The sequence below is a fragment of the Salininema proteolyticum genome (genome assembly GCF_042685645.1).
GTDB lineage: Bacteria > Actinomycetota > Actinomycetes > Mycobacteriales > Micromonosporaceae > Salininema > Salininema proteolyticum.
The window spans coordinates 95,366-116,504 of record NZ_JBHUNX010000001.1; the positions used below are offsets into that span (position 1 = coordinate 95,366).

Genomic DNA, 21,139 nt, shown 5'->3' on the forward strand with positions numbered 1-21,139 from the left:
GATTACCGGTTGTGAAATCGGATAGGGAGATCATGGAAATCCTCGAGGCCTACGACCTGACCGGCTCGTACCGCAAAGCCGCTGAACTCGCCGGCTGCGACCACCACACTGTCGCCCACTACGTCGCGCTGCGCGGCCAGGGCGTCGACCCCACCGCGCGCAAGCCGCGGGCGAAGATGATCGACACCTACCTGCCTAAAATCGAGGAGCTCGTCGAGCGTTCCAAGGGCAAGATCGGCGCTGATGTCGTACACCGCAAGCTGACCGCGCTGGGATTCACGGGCACTGACCGGACGACACGGCGGGCCGTGGCCGCGGCGAAGCACGCCTGGCGGTCGGGGAACCGGCGCGTTTACCGTCCCTGGATCCCTGAGCCGGGCATGTGGCTGCAATACGACTACGGCGAAGGCCCGAAGGTCGACGGGCAGCGCACGCACTTGTGGTGTGCTTGGCTGGCCTGGTCACGCTTCCGCGTCGTGTTCCCCATCTGGGACAAGACGTTGCCGACCGTCGCCGCCTGCCTAGACCGGACGTTCCGCATCATCGGGGGCGTCCCGACCTACGTCTTGACCGACAACGAAAAGACCGTCACGCTCGACCACGTCGCCGGCATCCCAGTCCGCCATCCAACCATGGCGCAGGTCGGACGGTTCTACGGCACGACCGTCCGCACCTGTCTCCCAGCCGATCCAGAGTCCAAGGGCGGGTCGGAGAACACGGTGAAGATCGCCAAGCGCGACCTCGTCCCCACCGCCGTCAACCTGCGGGCCCAGTACGGGGCGTTCTCCGCCCTGGAAGAGGCTTGCGAGGCCTGGTCCGAAGAAGTGAACTTCCGCGTCCATACCGCCACTCAACGCGTCCCGGCAGAGGCCCTGATGGAGGAACAGACCCGTCTGCACCTGGTCCCAGAGGAACCGTTCTCGGCAGCGTTCGGGGAGACTCGGCGGGTCAGGAGGGACGCGACGGTCACGCTCAACCGGGTCGTCTATTCCGTCCCGCACCAGCTTACCGATCAGACTGTCTGGGTTCGCCATGATGGCGACGAGGTCGTCATCGTCGCTGCAAGCGAGGCCGGAGCCCGCGAGGTCGCCCGCCACACGCGTTCCACACCAGGCCAACCATCGATCAACGACGACCACTACCCGCCTTCGACCCGCGGGAACCGGCGCCCGAAACCCGGCAACAAGATCGAATCCCAGTTCCTCGCCCTCGGGCACGAGGCGGAGGAATGGCTGATCGCCGCCGCAGCCGCAGGCGCCTCGAGGATCTCCCAGACCATGACCCGAGCGCTCGAAGCTGTCTGCGACCACGGCAGGCCCGCTGTCATCCGAGCGTTGGCCACCGCCTGCACCGCAGAGCGGTTCGACACCGCTTCGTTCGACGACATCCTCGCCTACCAGCAATACCGCGCCCGCGCCGAGGTCACACGCGCTTCGGAGGACCACTCCCTACAGCCGGGCACTGGCGCTTGGGCGTCCTTCGGACCGAACTAGAAAAGCCCCGAACCTGGGCTATGCCGGGTTCGAGGCCAAACAAATATGATGAGTGAAAGGTAAACCATTGACCGACACCACCTCCGCCCCGGTCCCACCTCGAATGGCGGCGCCCGCATCTGCCGTCGCCGCCGCGACCGGGCAGGCTTACGAGGAGGCCATCGCCCTCACCAAACGGCTGAAGATGCCCTATTTCCGGCGAGCGTTGGAGGAGGTCGTCCCGACCGCCAAGGCCCAGCGTTGGGACCCGGCCGAGATCGTCCGCGTCTTGCTGGCCGAGGAAGTCGCCGGCCGGGAGTCTTCCAACCTGCGCACCAGACGCAAACGGGCAGGGTTCCCCACGGGGAAGACCTTCCATGTCTGGGACGAGACCGCCTCGTCGATCCCCGCCCCGACTCAGCAGGCGCTGCGCACGCTCGAATGGATCGGTCGCAGGGAGAACCTCTGCATCTGTGGTCCTTCAGGAACAGGCAAGTCGCACTTCAGCGAAGCCATCGGACAGACAGCCGTTGACGCCGGCCTGGCCGTCTCCTGGTTCACGATCGAAGACCTCGGAGCGATCGTCCGACGCCACCGCGTTGACGACACGGTCAACAAGGCGTTCAACAGAATCGCCCGGGCTGACCTGATCATCGTCGACGACATCGGCCTGCTTCCAGTCTCCGACGACGCTGCCGAAGGGTTCTACCGCCTGGTCGACAGCGCCTATGAGAAACGCTCCCTGGCCGTCTCGTCCAACCTCCACCCCAGCGGGTTCGATGAGATTATGCCGAAAACACTGGCCACGGCCACTGTCGATCGGCTGCTGCACCACGCGCACATCGCCGTCACCTCAGGCGAGAGCCACCGGTTGAACGAAGCGACTACTGGCAAAGGAGTCGTTTCTTTCAGTAGCTAAACGGAAACGTTCAGTCGTGTTCTGGGGAACTTAGATGTCCGCCAGCAGGGACCTTACGAGTCCGCCAGTGGGGAAGTTCGCAAGACCGTTGACAAAGGTCCAATGCCGTCTTTCCGGGTCTGATGTCGAGCCGGGGCTTCTCCTGACGGGAACCGTCGTCTGGTGGGGCGAAGACGGCATTTTGGGAGGGGGACGGACAGCACTCGCCGGCCGGACCTCGCCGGGGGAGTTCTGGCAATATGTCGAAGTCTCCGTCCCCGACGAGTTCGCCGATGACTTCCTCTCGGCGGAGTCGATCGAATTTCACCTGGGTTAGTCGAGGGCGGAGAAAAGGTCACTCCACGATCACGCCGTTCTTGCATCTATAGATGGCACCATCGTCGGACCTCCTCATGCAAGCCCTCACCACGATGTAGTCTCCTACCCGCGGGTTTCCGATATCGAGCCATTCGACTTTGCCATAGCTGTTCTTCGCGTAGCATTCGCCGTTCCAGCACGCAAGGACTTCGATGTAGTATCCGTCGGTCCGGTAGTCCTGTACGCCGATGTCATCCATGTCTTCGCTGGGATTGTCGGCATCGTAGTCCCTCCACGCGATGATTCCGGCGATTTTCCCCTCCGCGTTGCGGACGTACCAGGTATCGCCGTTCGGAGTGCCTCCATAGGTGCCTGGTTGCGCAGCGGCAGTCCCGACGGAAGCCAGGATGATTCCAATGGCGGCTATGAGGCTCGAAATGGCCCTGGAAAGTGTTCTCATTTCGCGTAGTCCCTTCGGGCGCGGAGACGAGCACCAAGTCTTGTCGGTCTTATTCCGCGCCGTGATCGAATGACCCTTATGTGGATGGTAGGTCCCGGCGCCTCTCACCGGGTACGGCGACTGATTCGAGAGGGTCGTATTGGCGACAGAGGACAATAGGGCTCGATTTGAGACACGGCAGTCGTCCCCGCGACGGCGACGGTTGGCGGACCGTCAGGCAAATGCGGGGCCCGTATCAGCGATCCCGAGAACTGTTGCTGCAATAGCGGCCATAGGAGGGATACAGAGAGATGCTCGTCTACGGCAGCGCGGCCGCCGGACGGGTCTTGTCGACGGCCAGATGTATCGCCATTGCGCCGAGCACGGTTCCCATGAAATAGCGCTGGATTCTGGTCCACAGCGGCCTCTCCGCCAGGAATGCGGCTATCCCGCCGGCCCCGCACACGATCAGGCCGTTCACCGTGATGCCGACAGCCATCTGAGTCAGCCCGAGGACAAGGCTCTGCGCGGCGACCGGGCCGCTCGCCGGGTCGATGAACTGAGGAAGCAGAGAGACGTAGAGGATGGCGAGCTTGGGGTTCAGCAGGCTGGTGAGCATGCCCATGGCGAACAGCCTCCGGGGCGGGTCCACCTGGAGGTCCTTGGGAGCGAAGGCCGATGTGCCTCCCGGGCGCAGGGCTTGCCAGGCCAGCCAGAGGAGGTAGACCGCGCCGGCGATCTTGAGTGCCGTATAGAGGGCCGGGACGAGGGCGAAGATCGCGCTGATCCCTGCGACCGCCCCGACCAGGTAGACGAACACGCCTCCCGCGATACCCGCAAGAGAGACGAATCCTGCCTTGCGGCCCTGGGTGATCGTCCGCGAGACCAGATAGATCATATTGGGTCCCGGGGTCAGGACCATTCCCAACGCCACGAGCGAGATGCCCGCCATCGCCGTCCACTCGACCACTGCCGTCCTCCTTATCGCACAACCCATGGCTTACCGTCCACTCAAACGGATTCCTCGAGAAACCGCCTTCGGGTTTCCGCCCAATGAGATCGGCGTCGAGACGATGATAGCCCGGGCTCGGGGTTCTGACCCGTGTCCGTTCCGCAACTGTCAGGCGGACTCTGTCGCCGCTTGGGCCCCATTTCGGTTGAAGAACGGGTTCTCGACGGGGAAGGGCGCCATGGCCATACGATTCGGCGGGTCAACGTATCGGAGTTCGGTGGGTGCGACATCGTCCCGAGCGGAAGAGGGACGCCGATGAGGGTGGCCGTGTCCGGAGTCGTTGGTGTACCGCGGGAGTTCAGAGGGTTCCGAACACGATGTCCATCGACGTCGCGCCCCGTAGCTCCGCGACCTGTTCGGCCTCCTGCCGCAGCGCCTTCTTGGCTCCGTCGGGGACCGAGCGGAAGGTGTCGACTCTGACCGTCAGCTTCCGTCCGCTCTTGTGCGGACGCCAAATGCCGACGATCTCGCTGTCCGCGAGTACCGTTCCCGGTTCACCCACAGGCTTCCACACGGACCGCACGTGCTTCTCGTCGACGATCGTTTCACGGTCGCGCATCTGGGTATAGGGGTCGCGCTGCGGAAGCAGTCGCACTCCCTTCGGCGGCGTCGCCGCCCGCAGCGCGTTGAGGTCTTCCGTGAGGATCCATGACCCGCGGCCGAAACCCACCTGCGTCAACTCGTTCTCGATCAAGCGCCACCAGTGGTCGGCATCGCCGGCCTGGACTCCGACCCACGCGGCGAAATCGCCCCGCGTCGACGGGCCGTATCGGCGCAGGTACCGGCGGAGCAGTTCGGCACGCGCGATGTAAGGATCGGTCTGCGGGATCGGACGGCCGAGCCACTCGTCGACCAGGACGAGCGGTGCCTTGTTTCCGGCACGTGGCGCCAAAACAGACCAGCCCCCTCAAAGTGAGGAGGCGAAAGCAGAAGTGGACGACGCCCTCTCCGAGCGGCTGGTTCGCGGCGTAGGGTCCTATCTCCTCCCAGACGTTTCGTTGCCTCTTCGGCAAGGTACGGGCGATGCGCTCGGCGACCTCTTCTCCCAACTCGCCAATGGCAAGACGCCTCCCGGACAACACGTTGCGAGTCTCTGCTTCCGTCAACTCCACCGTCTCATCGAGACTCATTGCGAGACGGTCCAACGCCGGACCGACCCCGAGAACGAGGTGCAGCCTAGCCTTCTCCGTCGGCGGCAGTACACCCGTGGTGAAGGTCGGAGCGTCCGTCACTGGGAAGTAGAACGGCGCGCCCCGCATGCACCAGCTCTGAAGCAGGCTCTTCTCGTCGGAGACCGCTGCGTCGAGCCGGCCGGCGGTCATGTCGCGGACTCTCGCGTGCAGGGCGAGCAGTGCTGAACCGGGCGGACTGTTCTGGATCCCGCAGGCGCCGGCCGCGTCCACGAGACGGTCGGACGTCGATCTTTCGTCGAGATTGTGCGCGCCGAGGCGAAAAGCGATGACATCGGCTTTCGAGACCTTGAGAACCACGCGCTCACACTATCGCGACGTGTTCCATCCCGGCGTATTAAAACGCATTTCATGGAGGCCCGGGGCTGATGGCGGCTGAGGAAGCGGGGAATGAGAGAGGCGAGTGGCCCGGCCGTTGAGGGAACGGCCGACAATGGCGAACTCAGCCGAGGTCGGTGTCCGGACCCGCCGCGATGTCGAGCGTGTAGGTGAAACGGTCGTCGTCGGCTTCGAACCGGTCCGGTTCCACGGTGCTGATCTCGTCCAGCATGCCTCGCATGACCGACTCGGTGCCCCACGCCTCCGCCTGTGTGGCCACGGGTTCGAGCTCCCAGGCGGCCAGGACCCCGTCTCTCGACCGGTAGGCGAAGGCGAACCGGATCCGTTCCTGCGACTGCGGTCCCCCGACTCGACGCGCAAGCGTGAAGCGGAGGTCGGCGTCTTCGATCAGGGGCGGCTTGCCGATGAGGGCGGGCGGCCGACTGATGGCGTCGAAGAGGTGCCGGGAGATGGAGGGCAAATCAAGTCCCATGTGGGCTCCATGAAATGGTGTTCGATCCGTGGGGTGGGCGACGCCCAGCATACGTGCCCCGTTATCGCCAGTGCGGTGGGCACCGGCGTTCGCGTCCTGGGTCGCGTTGCGGGGCATCGATCGAGGCTTTTCGACGGCCGAGTCCGGTCGCTCGAGACAGGTTATTAGCTCAAGCCCCGCAACGGCATCGGCGGCTCACAGCGGAAGCGCGTCCTCCTGCTCAGTGGCAGCATCTGCCACCGAGCAGAAGAGGCGAGAGTGATCAAAGGCCGCTCCGAATGCCGTCCGGTCCTCGGTCAGGCGGTCTTTCGGGACCGGGTGAGGAACACGAGCGCGGCGCCGGCGCTCAGTGCGGCTGCGGAATACCAGATCAGGGACATGTACGAGGTGCCTGTGACGGGCAGCTTGGGTTGCGGGCCGTCCGTCGTGGTCGGCGCGTCCGATTCGGACTCCGAGGGGCTCTTGGAATCGGTCGGGTCGGCCGAGCCGGTCTCAGTGGGCTCCTCGGTGGAAGTGCCCGTCTCAGTGGGTTCTACCGTCGGCGAGGCGCTGGGGCTTTCGGTCGCGGTCTCGGTCGGTTCGTCGCTCGGCGACGGGCTGGGCTCCTCACCGCCGTCGGCCTCCACTCCGACCAAGAGCAGATTGTCCGAGTCCCCGAGCTCGGCTGCGACGACGATGTCGTCTGAATCGGCCGACTGCAGTGACTTGGCCTCGGTAGAGCTGGTGTTCAGGGCGGACACGTACCCGTCGATGAACCCGAGGCTCTTGGCCCCGTACACGTCGTCTGCCAGAGTCAGCTCGGCGAGGTCCAGACGCTCCAGGCCGTGCTGGGGGCCGGTGCCGGCCGGAACGGTCAGCTCGGGGAAGACGCAGTACACGATGCGGTGCCCCGTGTCCTCACATGCGGCGGGCAAGGTGAACTCGGCGTCCTCGGGATAGCGGAGGACCATCTCCACACCGACGGCGTCGACCGCTCCCTGGTTGTACAGGCCGATCTCCTCACGTCCGAACGGAGTCGCGGAGTCCTTCTCCAGATGAACGGAGTCCACCGACCACACGCCCATGTCGATACCGCTCTCTCCACGCGCTATGAACATGTCCTGTTCCATCTTGCTGTGGTCGGGGTCGATGGGGCCATCGGCCTCGACGGTCGCGGTGGCGGCGGTGGCCTTGGCGTCGGCGGGCACGAAGATCGTGATGTCGTCCATGTGCCGTACCTGTCCGGGCCCGATATCGCCCAGGTCGCAGGTTATCTCCAGGGTGTTCTCGACGTATGGATCGCACGAGGCGTCCGGGTTGAACGGGCCCAGGGCGATGGCGTCGGGGCCGAGTCCGTCGTCGACCGGTTCGATGGAGAAGTGGAGTCGGACGTCGAGGGCCTCCGCGTCGCCTTCGTTGTAGACGTCGAAGCTGAGGCGGTGCGTTTGGGCCTCGGGCCCGATCGACGTCTCCTGCGGAGTGATCTTAAGGACGGCTTCGCCGTTGTCGTCGGCCGAGGCGCTCGCCATTCCGAGGGAGGCGAAGGCGAGGGCCGCGACGGCGCTGAGAATGGCGGGGAGGTACCGGCGGAATCTACTGCGGGGCATGGTCGTCTTCCAGTTCGGGGTGGGGTGGCCACTCGATCATGTCAGGCGCGGGCGGCGGAGGAAAGTATTGATGCCGAACTGTTATAGGGGGATGTCATCGTCTGACTACCTGTGGCCGCGTGTTGGATGGTCGGAACGTCTGGGGACCGATTGCCCCAGAACATGATCCGGGATGCGGAGTGCTGCGGGTTGGTATCCCGAGGGAGACGATGTCGTGGTTTCGCGGCGCGGGGGCGCTCCGCCGCGCGATGGCGGTGCCGTGGCATCTGACGGGCGCCGGCTCCGCGATCGTCAATCAGACGTTCGGGTCGGGCAGGAGCTCGCGCACCTCTTGCGGACACCGGCAGGCGGCGGCGAACTTGCCGGCCCACTCCAGAGCCTCCTCGCGGGAGCCCACGTCCACGATCACGAAACCGCCGAGGACCGCCTTGGTCTCGGGGAAGGGACCTTCACTGACGGTCCCGTCGGCCGCTACGATGCTGGCGCTCTGGCTTTCCAGTCCGGCGCCGAAGATCCACGCGCCGGCGCGCTTGGCCTCGTCGACCACCTGGTGGGCGGCCCTGTCCGCATCGGGGAGGTCCTCCTCCGGGATGTCCATCGAGCCGTCGTCGAATGAGATCAGGTATCGCGTCATGCCATTTCTCCCCGTCCTGCGTTGTTCTCGAGTACCGCTCTGCCCTGCCGTGTACGTCGGATCTTGGAGACCACGAGTACCCGGTGAAGAATATTCGCCGAGGCCGAGGGGCATTGCCCACCTGCTTCGATGTTAGGGCGATGGTATGACAATTCGGCCGGTATGTCATGCGACTCGGGAGCCGTGTCGCGGGGAGGGAATGGGTCGATACGGTCCATCGTTGCCGCGGGGGGAGACTCATCCGTTCCACTGTCTTCTCCGGCGGGAAAAGTGGTATTCGAATGTAATTCACCTATAGTCGGCAGGGTCGAGACCTCCCTCGTTCTACTCCCGCTGAAAGGTACACCCCCGTGCTCTTCCGCACCGACTCCTCCTCGACCACCCCTGCCTCCGACTCGGCCGTCACGCCTTCCGACGACCACCGCCACCTGCTCTGGGCCCGCGGATACCTGTACACCTCGATCGACGTCGCACCGCCTCACCCCTGGTGGCGTTCGCAGGAGCTCGGCGGCCGCACGCTCCACCACGACCCGCGCCTCGGTTTCGCCGTCGCCTGCCGGGGGCGCAGCTTCGTGGCCCTGCTCGGCATCGCCGTCGACATCGCCGACTGGACGACGGACCTCGGGGGCATCGCCGCCAAGCTTCTGTCCCGCCGGCGCCGCTCGCGCGACCGGATGATCGAGGCGCTCGACTTCGTCTGCGGACGCTACATCGTCATCGACGGCCGTGGAAGCAATGTGTGGGTCCAGAGCGACGCGACCGGGATGAGGCCCGTCCACTACTCGGAGAAGGCCGACGCGTTCTCCTCCCACGCCCACCTGCTGGCCGAGGTCACGGGCGCTCCGAGGCATCCCGTGTTCCCCGATCCCAATGAACTGTTCGCCCGGCACCGGACCTACGCGCTGCCCGGCAATCTGACGCCCTGGGACACCGTCCGGACGCTCACGCCGAACACGGACATGCACGTGCCCACCAAGCGCGTCCGGCGCTTCTATCCGCGAGTGGAGATGGCCCGCCGGGACCCTCTGGAGGTCATCGACCACCTCGGGCCGATCCTCGAGAGCCAGCTGGAGCTGCTCAGCCGGGACCACCGGCTGCTCATCTCGCTCACCGCCGGTCTAGACAGCCGGACCACGACCGCCGTCTCCCGGTCTGTGGCGGACCGGGCCACCTACTTCTGCTACGAGTTCCCCGAAGTGCGGCAGGGCAGGACCGGGAAGAAATCACGGGACTCCGACGTGTCCCGGGAGCTCGCCGACAAGCTCGGCCTGGACTTCCGCCGCGTGCCGATGCCCTACCGCTACCCCGAGGAGCCGCTGCTCTCCATCACCAGGGCGAACGCCTCCCTGTACAGCCACCCGGCCCTGGGACTCTCCCACTTGGAGAGCGGGCTAGACGGCTACCTGCACATTCGGTCGAACCATTACGGGATCGCCCGGCGCTGGTACAGCGTGCTCGGCAAGGTGCGGACGCCGGTCGGCCCCCGGGAGATGGCGCGGGTGCTCACCGAGCTCCACGGTGACGGCGAGCCGTTCGTCGAGGAGTTCGGGCGGTTCCACGACCTGGTCGACTTCGGCGCCACAGAGGGGCTCTGCGATCAGCACGAGCTGCTCTATTGGGAGCACCGCATGGGCACGTGGATCGGGTGTTTCCTCGCCGAGAGCGACGTCGCCTACGAGACCTACACGGTGGTCAACGCCAGGCACATCTACGAGTGGATGATGTCGGTGAAGGCGAAGCTGCGCCGCAACGGCGCGGTCCAGCGGGGCCTGATCACAGCCTACTGGCCCGAGGCCATGGACTTTCCGGTCAATGGAAAGCTCAAGGACCGGTTTCCGCAGAGGGCATAGTGCCATACTGGCGTGAAAGATCAACGAGAGCGAAAACAGCGATTCCTTGAAGAACTCAACTCCGCACGAGCAGGGCGCCGAAGACTTCGTCAGCTCGCCGTCGCACCATGGGCCCAGAATGAAGAAGAGCGCGTTCCTGCTGTTCATGGCCGCGATCCTGCTGCCGCTGGGCCTGTACTTGATCCTCAACGACCTCCCCGACACCTCGAGCAGGCGCGCGCAGATCATCGTCCAGTGGACTCCCGCCACGTTCGGGGCGCTGTTCCTCATCTACGGCGGCATCGGGCTGGCGACCGCTTGGTCGGGCGCGGCGCGGAAGGGCCGTGACGCCATCGACCTGGCGATCGGTTTGAACGGGATCACCGTGCGGGGTGGCCGCGAAATCCCATGGACGGCGATATCCAGCGTCACCAGCATCAGGTACGACAACAATTCCAAGATCGCGCTCCTGTGGGACCGGGCCGACCTGAACTGCGCATTCGAGGTCCGTCTCAACGAGGCCGTGGACGTTCCGCGGCTCAGGACGAAGGACGGAGTTCCGTGCTTGAAGATCAACCTGCTCCGGTATCCGGCCGCAGAGTACACGCGTCTCTATGATCTGGCGGTCTCCCGGTTCGAGGGCCGGCGCATTCCGGTCGACACCGAGAGGAAGATGAAGCAGACGTAGCGCGTGCCGAGTGGACCACCGGTCATCACCGGAGACCGCACGAGACATCGGCGTCGACCGGGGCGCCGGCCTCAGCGGTGATCCGGTGATCACGCTGGCGGCATCCCCGACTGTTGTTCTCCGGGGAAGTGCGCCGATCGCCACTCACGCCTCATGGGTCTGTTCGCCAAGTCGAACTGCAATCCCATTGCGCGCCACCGCGATTCGACGGCCGTGCCTTGGTCCGCGGGTACGCGTCTACGCCGTTTCCGGCCAAGGTTCGCGTCGACGTGCTGACCCGTCTACCGGCCAACCGCCGAACCCTCTCCGGCCAGATCGTGATTTCCCTGGTAGAGGGCTTTATTGAACGGCATTGGGTCTAGGCCCAGCCCCAATCCCGAGCCGAGACCCAACCCAGGGCCGGCGGGTGCCTTCTCGCACAAGCGAGACACGGTACCGATCGCCTCGTCCGGGCAGTCAACACCGCCCAGGCCGCCGACGATATACCTAGCATGACTCCGGGCCCTGGCCAGCGGGGAAGGATTCGAGTGCGATCGCGTATCTGTCATGGCGTTCAGTCCATGGTCCGCACCGCCGGTGACCGGCTTTCTCAATCACCCGGGAACGGTCGGCGATTGCCGGGCCCCGCGCTGCCGCCCTCCATCCGATTACCCCGTGCGGCGGCCTGTGCGAACCTCCCCATCTCAACTCGACAACCTCGGGGACAAGAAACGGACGATCCGCCCGGGGCATCGACGCACCCGATTCGACACGGAGTTGTCGGCGCCGCCCGATAGGGTCCGAAGGAAAGCGGCGAAGGCCGAACCTCAATAGAAGGATGAATCCGTTATGGACATAATTCTCATCGCAGGCCTGTGGCTCCGTTCCTCCGCCTGGGATCAGGTTGCGAGAGCGTTGAAGGAATATGGGCACAACCCCGTCCCCGTCTCTCTGCCCGGAGTGGATGACAATGCTTCGAACGCCACCCTGGACGACCAGGTCGCGGCTGTCGTCGGCGCCGTCGATAAAGCCGACAGCCCCGTTGTGGTGGGGCATTCAGCTGCGAGCGGGCTGGCATGGCTTGCGGCCGACCGGCGCCCTAAGGCGGTCCGTCGTTCGGTGATGGTGGGAGGCTTCCCCGGCGCCGCAGGCGGGAAGTACGCCGACTTCTTCCCTATTGTCGACGGCAAGATGCCCTTCCCGGGGTGGGAGCCGTTCGACGGTCCCGACTCGGTCGATCTGGACGAGGAGGCGAAGGACGGCCTTGCCTCAGGCATGGTTCCAGTGCCTGAGGGAGTTGCGAATGGAATAGTCCACTACCAGGACGAGCACCGTTTCAACGTCCCAGTCAGCCTGGTCTGTCCCGAGTACAGCGCAGCGGACGCCGAGTCCTGGGTGAAAGCCGGGGATATTTCGGAGCTACCCGCCGCCTGCTCAATCGACTACGTCGACATTGACTCCGGACACTGGCCTATGATCACCCGACCAGTGGAGCTCGCCCGCGTTCTCCACGAAACAGCGGTCAATGCTTAGGGCTCTTGCATTTATTACTTGGCTGGTTGGCTTGTGGGTTGCTTGATCGTGTAGTTCCATTCCCCGTGGAACTCATGGGGTTGGAGCCCGATCTCGGCTAGGTCTTGTTTCGTGGCACGGCGTCCGGTCGCGTAGACCCGTTCGTCCAGCCAAGCGGTGACGATCAGGCCGTTCTCGGTCTCGGTTCCTCCGATACGGTCAAGAACGATCTGATAGTCCTGCAACGGCTGTCCCCGCCAATTGAGGGTCACGAACGAGAACAAGCGATGCTCGATCTTGTTCCATTTGCTGGTGCCGGGCGGGAAGTGCAGCATGACGATGTCCATCTTGAGCTCGGCCGCGAGGTCGGCCAGCTCCAGCTTCCAGAGGTTGGACCGGTAGCCGTCCGAACCGCCGGCGTCTCCGACCAGGTAGAGCCGGTCGAACCCGTCGTAGAGGTCGCGACCTTCGGCATGCCACCACTGACGGATCGTGTTGGCAGCGAACTGGGCCGTCTCACGGGAGACCCCGACGCTGATCCACCCGGTGTCGGCCCCGATGTCATAGACACCGTAGGGGATGGCTTTGGGGACGCCTGCAGGGAAGTCGTGGGCCTCAACCTCGACGGGGTTGTCTTTCGGACGCCATTCCCTGCCTCCGGCGGTGTAGTTGCCGACCAGTTCCTTGTTCTTGCAGTCGATGGACAGGACCGGATAACCCCTGGAGATAGCCCATGTGGTCTTGGTGTCGATGTACTCGAACTGGGCGTCGCGGTCGGGATGCTGGCCGCCCTCCCGGGTCTTCTTCGTTTTCTGTAGCCGGTAGCCCTGCTCGTGCAACAGGTTTGCGATGGCTTTGATCGAGGCGGTGAACCCCAGGCGCCGCAGTGCTTCGCGTAGTTCTTTGAGGCTCTTGCACGTCCATTTCAACGTGCTGGTCGGCTCGCCCCGCAAGGTCGGTTCAACCAGGGCTTCGAGTGTTTTGGTGATACCAGGCTGTTGGATTTCCAGGCGGGGCCGTCCGGCGCCGGGGGCGCGGACCCGGTCGGTGGCCTCCGCGCCGGCCTCGATCTCGGCCAGTCCGGTACGGACGGTGCTCTTTGACGCCCCTGATGCCTGCGCGACCACGGAAACGGCGCTCCTGTCGATACCAGTCTGGTCCAACGCCTGCGCCTCGGCTCCCAGGAACAAGCGCCACTGCCGCTCGTTGAGATGCGGTTTGATCAGCTCATACTTCGATGCCAAAACTTCCCGATTGACCATGCAATGTTCAACGAGCGGACAAACAAACCGACTCGCACACGACCAAGTAATTCATACAAGAGCCCTTAGCGCTATGGCCGTAGGTTGAGTTTCATGGAGCTTCGGCTGTCGGCAGAAGCCTTGTGCCGCTGTAAAAGTCCGGGAAGCCAATGACGGCTGTTGTCGGTGTTTTCTGTTGTGAGACAATAAAACCAGACAGCAGCCGCTCAGTCCAGCGTGATCACCGGCGCCCATGAAGCCGAAACGCATCCAGCGCCTACCAGGCGGATCGAGCATCGTCCTGGCCGGACGCCTGCGCCGGCGGCTGATCGAAGCGACGATCACTATCAATGCCTCGCCGGGCAATCGCACCGGCGACTACCGGCTCCTGACCACTTTGACCGACCCCCGACCCCCGCCCGCCACCCTGCAGGCGACCTCATTGTGCTTTGCCATGAGCGCTGGGGGATCGAGACCGTCTACGCCGAGATGAAGTCCACGCTGCTGCGCCGCCGTGTCCTGCGCGCCGGTGACGTCGACGGAATCGATCGAGAGATCTGGGCATTCCTCCTCCTCTACCAGGTAATCCGGACCGCCATGGCCCAAGCCGCCGCGCTGGACGACGGCCTGAGTGAACTCCAGATGAGTTTCACTTTCGCCATCGAGGCCGGTAAGGATCAGATCGTACGAGCGGAGGGCATTATGGCCGATGAAGAACTGCCCGTCGACACCCTCATCGCCCGCGAACTTCTAGCTCGGCCCCTGCCACCAGGACAATTGAGAACGGCCCAAGAGTAGTGAAGCGGGCGATCCCCGAACACCGAGCGATCGGAAGCATCGACCGGTGCACCTAAGGGCTCTTGTATGAATTACTTGGTCGTGTGCGAGTCGGTTTGTTTGTCCGCTCGTTGAACATTGCATGGTCAATCGGGAAGTTTTGGCATCGAAGTATGAGCTGATCAAACCGCATCTCAACGAGCGGCAGTGGCGCTTGTTCCTGGGAGCCGAGGCGCAGGCGTTGGACCAGACTGGTATCGACAGGAGCGCCGTTTCCGTGGTCGCGCAGGCATCAGGGGCGTCAAAGAGCACCGTCCGTACCGGACTGGCCGAGATCGAGGCCGGCGCGGAGGCCACCGACCGGGTCCGCGCCCCCGGCGCCGGACGGCCCCGCCTGGAAATCCAACAGCCTGGTATCACCAAAACACTCGAAGCCCTGGTTGAACCGACCTTGCGGGGCGAGCCGACCAGCACGTTGAAATGGACGTGCAAGAGCCTCAAAGAACTACGCGAAGCACTGCGGCGCCTGGGGTTCACCGCCTCGATCAAAGCCATCGCAAACCTGTTGCACGAGCAGGGCTACCGGCTACAGAAAACGAAGAAGACCCGGGAGGGCGGCCAGCATCCCGACCGCGACGCCCAGTTCGAGTACATCGACACCAAGACCACATGGGCTATCTCCAGGGGTTATCCGGTCCTGTCCATCGACTGCAAGAACAAGGAACTGGTCGGCAACTACACCGCCGGAGGCAGGGAATGGCGTCCGAAAGACAACCCCGTCGAGGTTGAGGCCCACGACTTCCCTGCAGGCGTCCCCAAAGCCATCCCCTACGGTGTCTATGACATCGGGGCCGACACCGGGTGGATCAGCGTCGGGGTCTCCCGTGAGACGGCCCAGTTCGCTGCCAACACGATCCGTCAGTGGTGGCATGCCGAAGGTCGCGACCTCTACGACGGGTTCGACCGGCTCTACCTGGTCGGAGACGCCGGCGGTTCGGACGGCTACCGGTCCAACCTCTGGAAGCTGGAGCTGGCCGACCTCGCGGCCGAGCTCAAGATGGACATCGTCATGCTGCACTTCCCGCCCGGCACCAGCAAATGGAACAAGATCGAGCATCGCTTGTTCTCGTTCGTGACCCTCAATTGGCGGGGACAGCCGTTGCAGGACTATCAGATCGTTCTTGACCGTATCGGAGGAACCGAGACCGAGAACGGCCTGATCGTCACCGCTTGGCTGGACGAACGGGTCTACGCGACCGGACGCCGTGCCACGAAACAAGACCTAGCCGAGATCGGGCTCCAACCCCATGAGTTCCACGGGGAATGGAACTACACGATCAAGCAACCCACAAGCCAACCAGCCAAGTAATAAATGCAAGAGCCCTAAAAGGCCGCCACCACAATCTCCATCACGGACACAGTCAGCAACAATGCCACCAACTTGCTGGCATTGGAGCCAGGGTGTCCTTACCGAGATTACGGCGCTGCCAACTGACCTCGTGGATCGGCTCAACGAGCGTCGCCTTTCCGCGCCTGTCCGGGCCCGCTCGTCAAGAAGGCCTCGATCGTCTTCCGGGGACGGCGAACTGGATCGGTGGTCTACCATCACGTTCATGACCACCCCTCCGATCCTCACCCTCTACTGCTCTCCGAACTCACGCAAAGTCAATCCTGTGAACGTCCCCGGCGTGGAACAACCGGATGACGGCGGTCCCGTGCATTTGAGCGTGACCTGTCCGGGTTGTGAGGAGGTATTCAAATACAAGATTCTATCCCGAGCCACCGTCGCGAAGCGCCGGTGGAACGCCGGCCTGGTCGGGATATCGGGAATGACCCTGTTCCTCTCCGGGCTCATCGTCCGCGCCATGTGGGGATGGGACATGACCCAGGCACCGAACTGGGTGACGGAGTACTTCGTGTTCACGGCCTTCCTCGGCCTCGGAGTCGGCGTTAACGCCTTGGGCTACTTCGCCTATGGGCTCTCCGGTGTACGGCCTGCGAGCGTGCTCGAGGGTTTCGGGATTCACCGAGCCGAGATGGCGAATCCCGAGCCGGACGACGTCCTCGATGATCGACGCCGAACTTGAGCGCTTCTGGAACATTCCTGGGCGCCAGGGTTCACGCGGCGATCAAGAGGGCGCTGATCACCAACATCACGGCGGCAGTGGCACCGTGAATCCCGTAGGCGGCCGACTTCGGCCCCTTGCTGCGCAGGACGACCAGGCAGTCGCCGGCGGGGATGAAGGCGGCCGCCAGCATGAACCAGCCGAACAGGTCGGGCGACCCGTTTGCCATGAGGATGAAGATGAAAGCCCCGGAGGCGATGTCGCGGACGGCTTTCACCGACAGCCACGCCTGGAAGTTCGGGCTTCCGGTCGGGGTGTTGGGAATCCCGAAGTCGGCAGCGGTCCGGGGTGCGAACAGTTCGCGCAGGCCGATGACGATGATGCCTGCGCCGATGAGGCCGGCGAGGACGTTGGCGATGATCAGGAGCATGGGCGCTTCCTTTCGTGAGGGCCGGGGCGTCTCGAATCTAGCACTGCTAGAACTTAGGTCAATGATAATCATATCGACGACAGGAAGTCTAGTGCTGCTAGAATTTTTCCATGTCCTCTTCCGAACGTCGCGAACGCGAACGAGCCCAACGGCATCAACTGATCATCACCTCCGCCCGCGAACTCGCCGAGGCCGAAGGCTGGGAGGCGGTGACGACCCGAAGGCTGGCCGAAAGGGTCGAGTACAGCCAGCCGGTGCTGTACAGCCACTTCGCCAATAAGGACGCCATCCGGGACGCCGTGGCGATCGAAGGGTTCGGTGAGCTGGCGGAACTGATGCGCGAGGCCCGCAAGTCCGTCCCCGAGTCGGAGGGCATTCGCGCCATTTCCACCGCGTACCTGGATTTCGCCGCAGGGAACCCGGCGGTGTACCACGCCATGTTCGTCCTGCCGACCCAGATGAAGTTCGCCAGCGAGGAGACGCCGGCACCGCTGCGCGCCGGGTTCGAGGAACTGGTCGGCGCCTTCGGTCCCGAGGACGGGCGGACGGCGGCACTGGCCGAGCTCATCTGGGGATCGCTGCACGGCCTGGCCGTGCTCGCGAAGGGCGGCCGGATCCCCCCGGAGGGCGAGAAGCAGCGATTGGACCTGCTGGTCGCAATGTACTCGAACGCCCGGGACCGGCAGTGACTTTGAAGCCCGGCTCAAGCCTCGTGGACCACCGTTCGCGGGTCGGTCGGTTCGGCGAGGGGGCGAGCAGGTATCCGGACCGACCCCTGCCGCACTTGTACGGTGCCGCGATGGCGAGGGCCCTTCCGAGGACTTGAAGACCTGCGCCTTTGCCGAACAGAGCAGGTGGCGGCGAAGAGAACCCGGGGTGAGGGGCGGCCCTTCCCGCTCGAACAAAGACGTCGGCCGAGGCGTTGACGGGGTAATCGCGAGCGCCGGGAACGGTCTGTTCAGAGGCGGGGATCGGCCCTCCGGTGCCGTTCCCAGGAGGCGGTGAGGATCGTGACGGCCGACGCCAGATCGTCCGGCGGCAGGTAGAACGGGATCCGGATCCGGTCGGCGGCGACCCCGGCGGCGGTGGTGAACACATTGCCCGGCACGACGGGGACTCCGTCCCGCGCCGCGCGATCGGCGAAGGCGCGGGCAGTGGGGCGCGGCAGCCGGATCCAGAGGTTGAGCCCGCCGTGCGGCTCCTGGTACCGCCAGTCGAGCCCCGCGTCCGTAATCGCGGAGGTCAACGCGTCCAGGGAACTCCGCAGCTGTCGGACGCGCCAGGCCCGCGAGTCCTCGTAGTGGTTCTGGAGCAGCCAGGCCGCGGCGAACTGCATGGGCGCGGGGCTGCCGAGATCGAGGGCGCTGCGTCGGGCCCGCAGGAGCGACGCGAGCGTGCGGTTGGTGTGGATCCAGCCGATTCTCAGTCCGCCCCAGAGTACTTTGGAGATGCTTCCGATCGTGATCACCGGGGAGTCGGGCGACAGCGCGGCCAACGGCGCCGACGGCTCTTGCCCTTTGAGCGGGAGGTCGGCCAGCACGCGGTCCTCCACGACGGTGGTTCCGGCCGCGGCGGCCGCATCGAGCAGGACCTCCTTGCCCGCGTCGCTGATCGAACGCCCGGTGGGGTTCTGGAACGAGGTGACGTAGGCGGCCGACGGCGAGGTGGCCCGGATGAGCCGCGCGGCCGCGTCGACCTGCAGGCCGTCCTGCTCGACGGGCAGCGTGACGAGCCGTTGCCTACCGCGCCGGCGGATCGCGTCGATCAGCCCGGGGAAGGTCACCGTCTCGATCGCGGCCACACGGCGCGGCCGGTACAAGGCCGCCGCGACCAGCGCGAGAGCCTGTTGGGCGCCGCTGGTGACGACGATTTCCTCGGGCCGAGCGGGAATGCCGTCGTCGCGGAGCTTGCGGACGACCGCCTCCAGCAGGAGCGGGTGCCCCGACGGATAGCAGCCGCCGTCCAGCCCGGCGGACTCCGGCATCAGGTCCGGGAGTCGGCCCAGCGCGTCGAGGACGGCCGGCGCGGGGGGAGGACTGGCGATCGTGAGGTCGTGGCGGGGACGCGGGCTTTCCCGGAAAAAGTCGGCGAACGGGTCGGCGGAGGCGGCGTAGTCGCCGCTGAGGTGGGTCGCGGCGGCCACGCGGGGCGCGGCGCCCTGGCGTGCGTCCAACCATCCGTCGTCGCGGAGGTGGCGGTAGGCGGCGGCAACGGTGTTGCGCGAGACCTCTAGGGCTGCGGCCAGCGGGCGTTCGGCGGGCAGGCGGGTCCCCGGCGCGACCGATCCGGAGTCGACGAGCGACCGAAGCGCCTCGGCGAGCCGCAGGTAGCGCGGGCCGGGGCCGTCCTGCCATCCGTAGAGTCCGGCCGTCAGGTGTTCGACGCTCAGGCGCCCTGGTCGATTCGACATGGTGCCACTTTCTCACAAAGTGGCACTTGTTTTCCAGTGCCAGTTTCATAGACTCGGACTATGCCATCTGAACCACACACACCCGGCCGGCAGGCCGCGAAGACCGAGCTGTTCCTCGACGCCGCACAGCGAGCGGCGGCCTATATCGGTTCGAGCCACGAGCGCGGCGTCTTCCCGACAGAAGAGGCATTGCGCGGCCTCGACCGATTCCCGACCGAGCTGAACGACGCCGGCATAGGGGCGGACAAGGTCGTGGCGATGCTCGACGAGTTCGGTTCGCCGGCGACCGTCACCTCGACCGGAGGCCGGTACTTCGGTTTCGTCAACGGCGGCACCGATCCGGCCGCCTCCGCGGCGTCGGTCCTTCTGGGAGCCTGGGACCAGAACACCGCCCTGCCGGTCATGTCGCCGGTCGGGGCCCGGCTCGACGAGATCGCCGCCCGCTGGTCCCTCGAACTGCTGGGCCTGCCGGACACCGCCATCGCCGCCTTCTGTCCCGGGGCGTCGGTCGCCAACCTGACGTGCCTCATCGCCGCCCGCGACGCGCTCCTCCTCCGCTCGGGATGGAACGTCGACGAACGCGGACTGGCCGGAGCACCGCCGCTGAAGGTGGTCGCCTCGGAAGAGATCCACGCTTCGGTCGCGAAGGCGCTGCGCGCGGCCGGAATCGGCACTGACCAGGTCGTCTCGGCGCCCACCGACGAGTGCGGGAGGGTCCGGGCCGACCTCTTCCCGACCGTCGACGAAACGACCATCGTGCTGCTCCAGGCCGGCAATGTGAACACCGGCCACAGCGATCCGTTCCTGAAGCTCATCCCGGGCCTCCGCCGCCGGGGCGCGTGGGTCCACATCGACGGCGCCTTCGGCCTGTGGGCCGGCGCCTCCGAGACGCAGCGGAGGCACACCGACGGCGCCGAACTGGCCGACTCGTGGGCCACCGACGCGCACAAGTGGTTGAACGCCTCGTACGACTGCGGGATCGCGATCTGCCGTAACCCGGACGACCTGCGCCGCGCCATGGCCTTCAGCGCCGCTTACATGGACAGCGACGCCGAACGCGCCGGTGCGCATCTGGGTCTGCAGATGTCCCAACGCGCTCGCGGGGCCGAGATCTGGGCGATCCTGGCGGGCCTGGGGCGCAAGGGAGTCGCCGACCTGGTCCATCGGCTCTGTCGGCGGGCCGAGCAGATGGCGAGCCTTCTCGACGAGGCGGGAGTGACGGTGCTCGTGCCGCCCGCGCTCAACCAGGTGCTCGTGCGGTTCGACGACGATGAGACGACCGAAGCCGTGATCGCCGCCGTCCAGAAGGACCGAACCTGTTGGGCGGGAGGCACCGTCTGGCAGGGCCGCCGTGCCATGCGGATCAGTGTCAGCGACGCCTCCACGACTCCCGAGGACATCGCCGTTTCGGCCGAGGCCATGGTGCGGTGTTGGAATCGCGTGGCAGCAGGACCCGGCACGACATCTGAATAGGAGCCCGGGCGCTGCTGACCCGTCGACGTCGAGTGCGGCTCTTCGCAGTCGCACTCGGCCACGGCTGGGGCCGCGCCGACCTGGTGGAACAGGTTTTTCCCGTACAGCTGGAGGACCTCACGGTGACACGGCACCGTCCCGCGATGCTCTCTTTGGAGTGGGTCGAGGGCTTCCGAGGCTTCATTGGACCGGGGGAGGGGTTCGAAGGACTCTCCTGGTGGAACGCCGTCAGACAGGCGCCGACCTCGCCATGTCGACAATGGATCGTATGCGGCCGTGGACCATTTCTGTTCAGATGCCCAGATGGTCGGCGAACCCGGTCTCACCGGTTCCTGCGAGTGCCGCGACCGGCCATAGTGTGTGAGAGAGCGTCC

General features: G+C 65.3%; 19 protein-coding genes and 1 pseudogene. 10 read left to right on the plus strand and 10 right to left on the minus strand.

Features of this window, described 5'->3' with window-relative positions; all coding sequences use genetic code 11:
- Nucleotides 1–11 precede the first annotated feature (11 nt).
- The gene (istA, locus tag ACFTE1_RS00475; protein WP_380624784.1) at nucleotides 12–1,493 is read left to right on the plus strand and encodes an IS21 family transposase; all 1,482 of its coding nucleotides are present in this window, start codon (nucleotides 12–14) and stop codon (nucleotides 1,491–1,493) included.
- 103 nt (nucleotides 1,494–1,596) lie between these two features.
- On the plus strand, nucleotides 1,597–2,391 hold the full coding sequence (gene istB, locus ACFTE1_RS00480; RefSeq protein ID WP_380624786.1) for an IS21-like element helper ATPase IstB: 795 nt from the start codon (nucleotides 1,597–1,599) through the stop codon (nucleotides 2,389–2,391).
- 334 nt (nucleotides 2,392–2,725) lie between these two features.
- On the opposite strand, the gene ACFTE1_RS00485 is transcribed toward istB, so the two are convergent.
- The 7 genes and pseudogenes from ACFTE1_RS00485 to ACFTE1_RS00515 all read right to left on the minus strand — a co-directional run bounded on the left by ACFTE1_RS00485 (nucleotide 2,726) and on the right by ACFTE1_RS00515 (nucleotide 8,360).
- Nucleotides 2,726–3,148: a hypothetical protein gene (locus ACFTE1_RS00485; protein WP_380624788.1), complete on the minus strand. Its 423-nt coding sequence runs from the start codon at nucleotides 3,146–3,148 to the stop codon at nucleotides 2,726–2,728.
- 298 nt (nucleotides 3,149–3,446) lie between these two features.
- The gene (locus ACFTE1_RS00490) at nucleotides 3,447–4,097 is read right to left on the minus strand and encodes a LysE family translocator (RefSeq protein WP_380624790.1); all 651 of its coding nucleotides are present in this window, start codon (nucleotides 4,095–4,097) and stop codon (nucleotides 3,447–3,449) included.
- Between the two features lie 340 nt (nucleotides 4,098–4,437).
- Nucleotides 4,438–5,031 carry a DNA glycosylase AlkZ-like family protein gene (locus ACFTE1_RS00495; RefSeq protein WP_380624792.1) on the minus strand — a complete coding sequence of 198 codons (594 nt, stop codon included), beginning with the start codon at nucleotides 5,029–5,031 and terminating at the stop codon, nucleotides 4,438–4,440.
- Nucleotides 4,994–5,629: pseudogene (locus ACFTE1_RS00500) on the minus strand (DNA glycosylase AlkZ-like family protein); the annotation flags it as partial. The gene ACFTE1_RS00495 and the pseudogene ACFTE1_RS00500, both read right to left, overlap by 38 nt.
- A 142-nt stretch (nucleotides 5,630–5,771) precedes the next feature.
- Nucleotides 5,772–6,140, minus strand: a complete 369-nt coding sequence (locus ACFTE1_RS00505; protein WP_380624794.1) for a hypothetical protein — start codon at nucleotides 6,138–6,140, stop codon at nucleotides 5,772–5,774.
- A gap of 296 nt (nucleotides 6,141–6,436) precedes the next feature.
- Complete coding sequence (locus ACFTE1_RS00510) at nucleotides 6,437–7,726, minus strand: hypothetical protein (protein WP_380624796.1); 1,290 nt, start codon at nucleotides 7,724–7,726, stop codon at nucleotides 6,437–6,439.
- A gap of 295 nt (nucleotides 7,727–8,021) precedes the next feature.
- Nucleotides 8,022–8,360, minus strand: a complete 339-nt coding sequence (locus ACFTE1_RS00515; protein WP_380624798.1) for a YciI family protein — start codon at nucleotides 8,358–8,360, stop codon at nucleotides 8,022–8,024.
- A gap of 350 nt (nucleotides 8,361–8,710) precedes the next feature.
- On the opposite strand from ACFTE1_RS00515, the gene ACFTE1_RS00520 reads away from it, so the two are divergent.
- The 3 genes from ACFTE1_RS00520 (at nucleotide 8,711) to ACFTE1_RS00530 (ending at nucleotide 12,389) form a co-directional block, all read left to right on the plus strand.
- Nucleotides 8,711–10,210 (plus strand): hypothetical protein, encoded by a 1,500-nt coding sequence (locus ACFTE1_RS00520; RefSeq protein WP_380624800.1) that lies wholly within the window; start codon nucleotides 8,711–8,713, stop codon nucleotides 10,208–10,210.
- A 118-nt stretch (nucleotides 10,211–10,328) separates the two neighbouring features.
- Nucleotides 10,329–10,877, plus strand: a complete 549-nt coding sequence (locus ACFTE1_RS00525) for a hypothetical protein (protein WP_380624802.1) — start codon at nucleotides 10,329–10,331, stop codon at nucleotides 10,875–10,877.
- 828 nt (nucleotides 10,878–11,705) lie between these two features.
- On the plus strand, nucleotides 11,706–12,389 hold the full coding sequence (locus tag ACFTE1_RS00530) for an alpha/beta fold hydrolase (protein WP_380624804.1): 684 nt from the start codon (nucleotides 11,706–11,708) through the stop codon (nucleotides 12,387–12,389).
- Between the two features lie 14 nt (nucleotides 12,390–12,403).
- Here the strand turns inward: ACFTE1_RS00530 and ACFTE1_RS00535 are convergent, their stop codons facing one another.
- Nucleotides 12,404–13,612, minus strand: coding sequence for an ISAzo13 family transposase (locus ACFTE1_RS00535; RefSeq protein ID WP_380762537.1), 1,209 nt, complete (start codon nucleotides 13,610–13,612; stop codon nucleotides 12,404–12,406).
- A 441-nt stretch (nucleotides 13,613–14,053) separates the two neighbouring features.
- Between ACFTE1_RS00535 and ACFTE1_RS00540 the strand changes: the two genes are divergently transcribed.
- From ACFTE1_RS00540 to ACFTE1_RS00550, 3 genes are all read left to right on the plus strand, one after another.
- On the plus strand, nucleotides 14,054–14,407 hold the full coding sequence (locus ACFTE1_RS00540) for a hypothetical protein (RefSeq protein WP_380625077.1): 354 nt from the start codon (nucleotides 14,054–14,056) through the stop codon (nucleotides 14,405–14,407).
- Nucleotides 14,408–14,546: 139 nt separating this feature from the next.
- Complete coding sequence (locus ACFTE1_RS00545; RefSeq protein WP_380762537.1) at nucleotides 14,547–15,755, plus strand: ISAzo13 family transposase; 1,209 nt, start codon at nucleotides 14,547–14,549, stop codon at nucleotides 15,753–15,755.
- Between the two features lie 304 nt (nucleotides 15,756–16,059).
- Nucleotides 16,060–16,473, plus strand: a complete 414-nt coding sequence (locus ACFTE1_RS00550) for a hypothetical protein (RefSeq protein ID WP_380624662.1) — start codon at nucleotides 16,060–16,062, stop codon at nucleotides 16,471–16,473.
- A gap of 31 nt (nucleotides 16,474–16,504) precedes the next feature.
- On the opposite strand, the gene ACFTE1_RS00555 is transcribed toward ACFTE1_RS00550, so the two are convergent.
- Complete coding sequence (locus tag ACFTE1_RS00555) at nucleotides 16,505–16,882, minus strand: DUF4267 domain-containing protein (protein ID WP_380624664.1); 378 nt, start codon at nucleotides 16,880–16,882, stop codon at nucleotides 16,505–16,507.
- Nucleotides 16,883–16,992: 110 nt separating this feature from the next.
- On the opposite strand from ACFTE1_RS00555, the gene ACFTE1_RS00560 reads away from it, so the two are divergent.
- Nucleotides 16,993–17,571, plus strand: coding sequence for a TetR/AcrR family transcriptional regulator (locus ACFTE1_RS00560; RefSeq protein ID WP_380624666.1), 579 nt, complete (start codon nucleotides 16,993–16,995; stop codon nucleotides 17,569–17,571).
- A gap of 269 nt (nucleotides 17,572–17,840) precedes the next feature.
- On the opposite strand, the gene ACFTE1_RS00565 is transcribed toward ACFTE1_RS00560, so the two are convergent.
- A complete protein-coding gene (locus tag ACFTE1_RS00565) occupies nucleotides 17,841–19,292 on the minus strand; it encodes an aminotransferase-like domain-containing protein (protein ID WP_380624668.1) in 1,452 nt (483 codons plus the stop codon).
- 60 nt (nucleotides 19,293–19,352) lie between these two features.
- On the opposite strand from ACFTE1_RS00565, the gene ACFTE1_RS00570 reads away from it, so the two are divergent.
- A complete protein-coding gene (locus ACFTE1_RS00570; protein WP_380624670.1) occupies nucleotides 19,353–20,765 on the plus strand; it encodes a pyridoxal phosphate-dependent decarboxylase family protein in 1,413 nt (470 codons plus the stop codon).
- Nucleotides 20,766–21,139: the final 374 nt, after the last annotated feature.

What these genes read in the sequence shown, in the direction of transcription:
- ACFTE1_RS00525 (WP_380624802.1), top strand. Translation starts at nt 10,329, where the DNA reads ATGAAGAAGAGCGCGTTCCTGCTGTTCATGGCCGCGATCCTGCTGCCG.
- ACFTE1_RS00565 (WP_380624668.1), bottom strand. Translation starts at nt 19,292, where the DNA reads ATGTCGAATCGACCAGGGCGCCTGAGCGTCGAACACCTGACGGCCGGA.
- ACFTE1_RS00570 (WP_380624670.1), top strand. Translation starts at nt 19,353, where the DNA reads ATGCCATCTGAACCACACACACCCGGCCGGCAGGCCGCGAAGACCGAG.
- ACFTE1_RS00560 (WP_380624666.1), top strand. Translation starts at nt 16,993, where the DNA reads ATGTCCTCTTCCGAACGTCGCGAACGCGAACGAGCCCAACGGCATCAA.
- ACFTE1_RS00555 (WP_380624664.1), bottom strand. Translation starts at nt 16,882, where the DNA reads ATGCTCCTGATCATCGCCAACGTCCTCGCCGGCCTCATCGGCGCAGGC.
- ACFTE1_RS00515 (WP_380624798.1), bottom strand. Translation starts at nt 8,360, where the DNA reads ATGACGCGATACCTGATCTCATTCGACGACGGCTCGATGGACATCCCG.
- ACFTE1_RS00485 (WP_380624788.1), bottom strand. Translation starts at nt 3,148, where the DNA reads ATGAGAACACTTTCCAGGGCCATTTCGAGCCTCATAGCCGCCATTGGA.
- ACFTE1_RS00505 (WP_380624794.1), bottom strand. Translation starts at nt 6,140, where the DNA reads ATGGGACTTGATTTGCCCTCCATCTCCCGGCACCTCTTCGACGCCATC.
- ACFTE1_RS00530 (WP_380624804.1), top strand. Translation starts at nt 11,706, where the DNA reads ATGGACATAATTCTCATCGCAGGCCTGTGGCTCCGTTCCTCCGCCTGG.
- ACFTE1_RS00510 (WP_380624796.1), bottom strand. Translation starts at nt 7,726, where the DNA reads ATGCCCCGCAGTAGATTCCGCCGGTACCTCCCCGCCATTCTCAGCGCC.
- istB (WP_380624786.1), top strand. Translation starts at nt 1,597, where the DNA reads ATGGCGGCGCCCGCATCTGCCGTCGCCGCCGCGACCGGGCAGGCTTAC.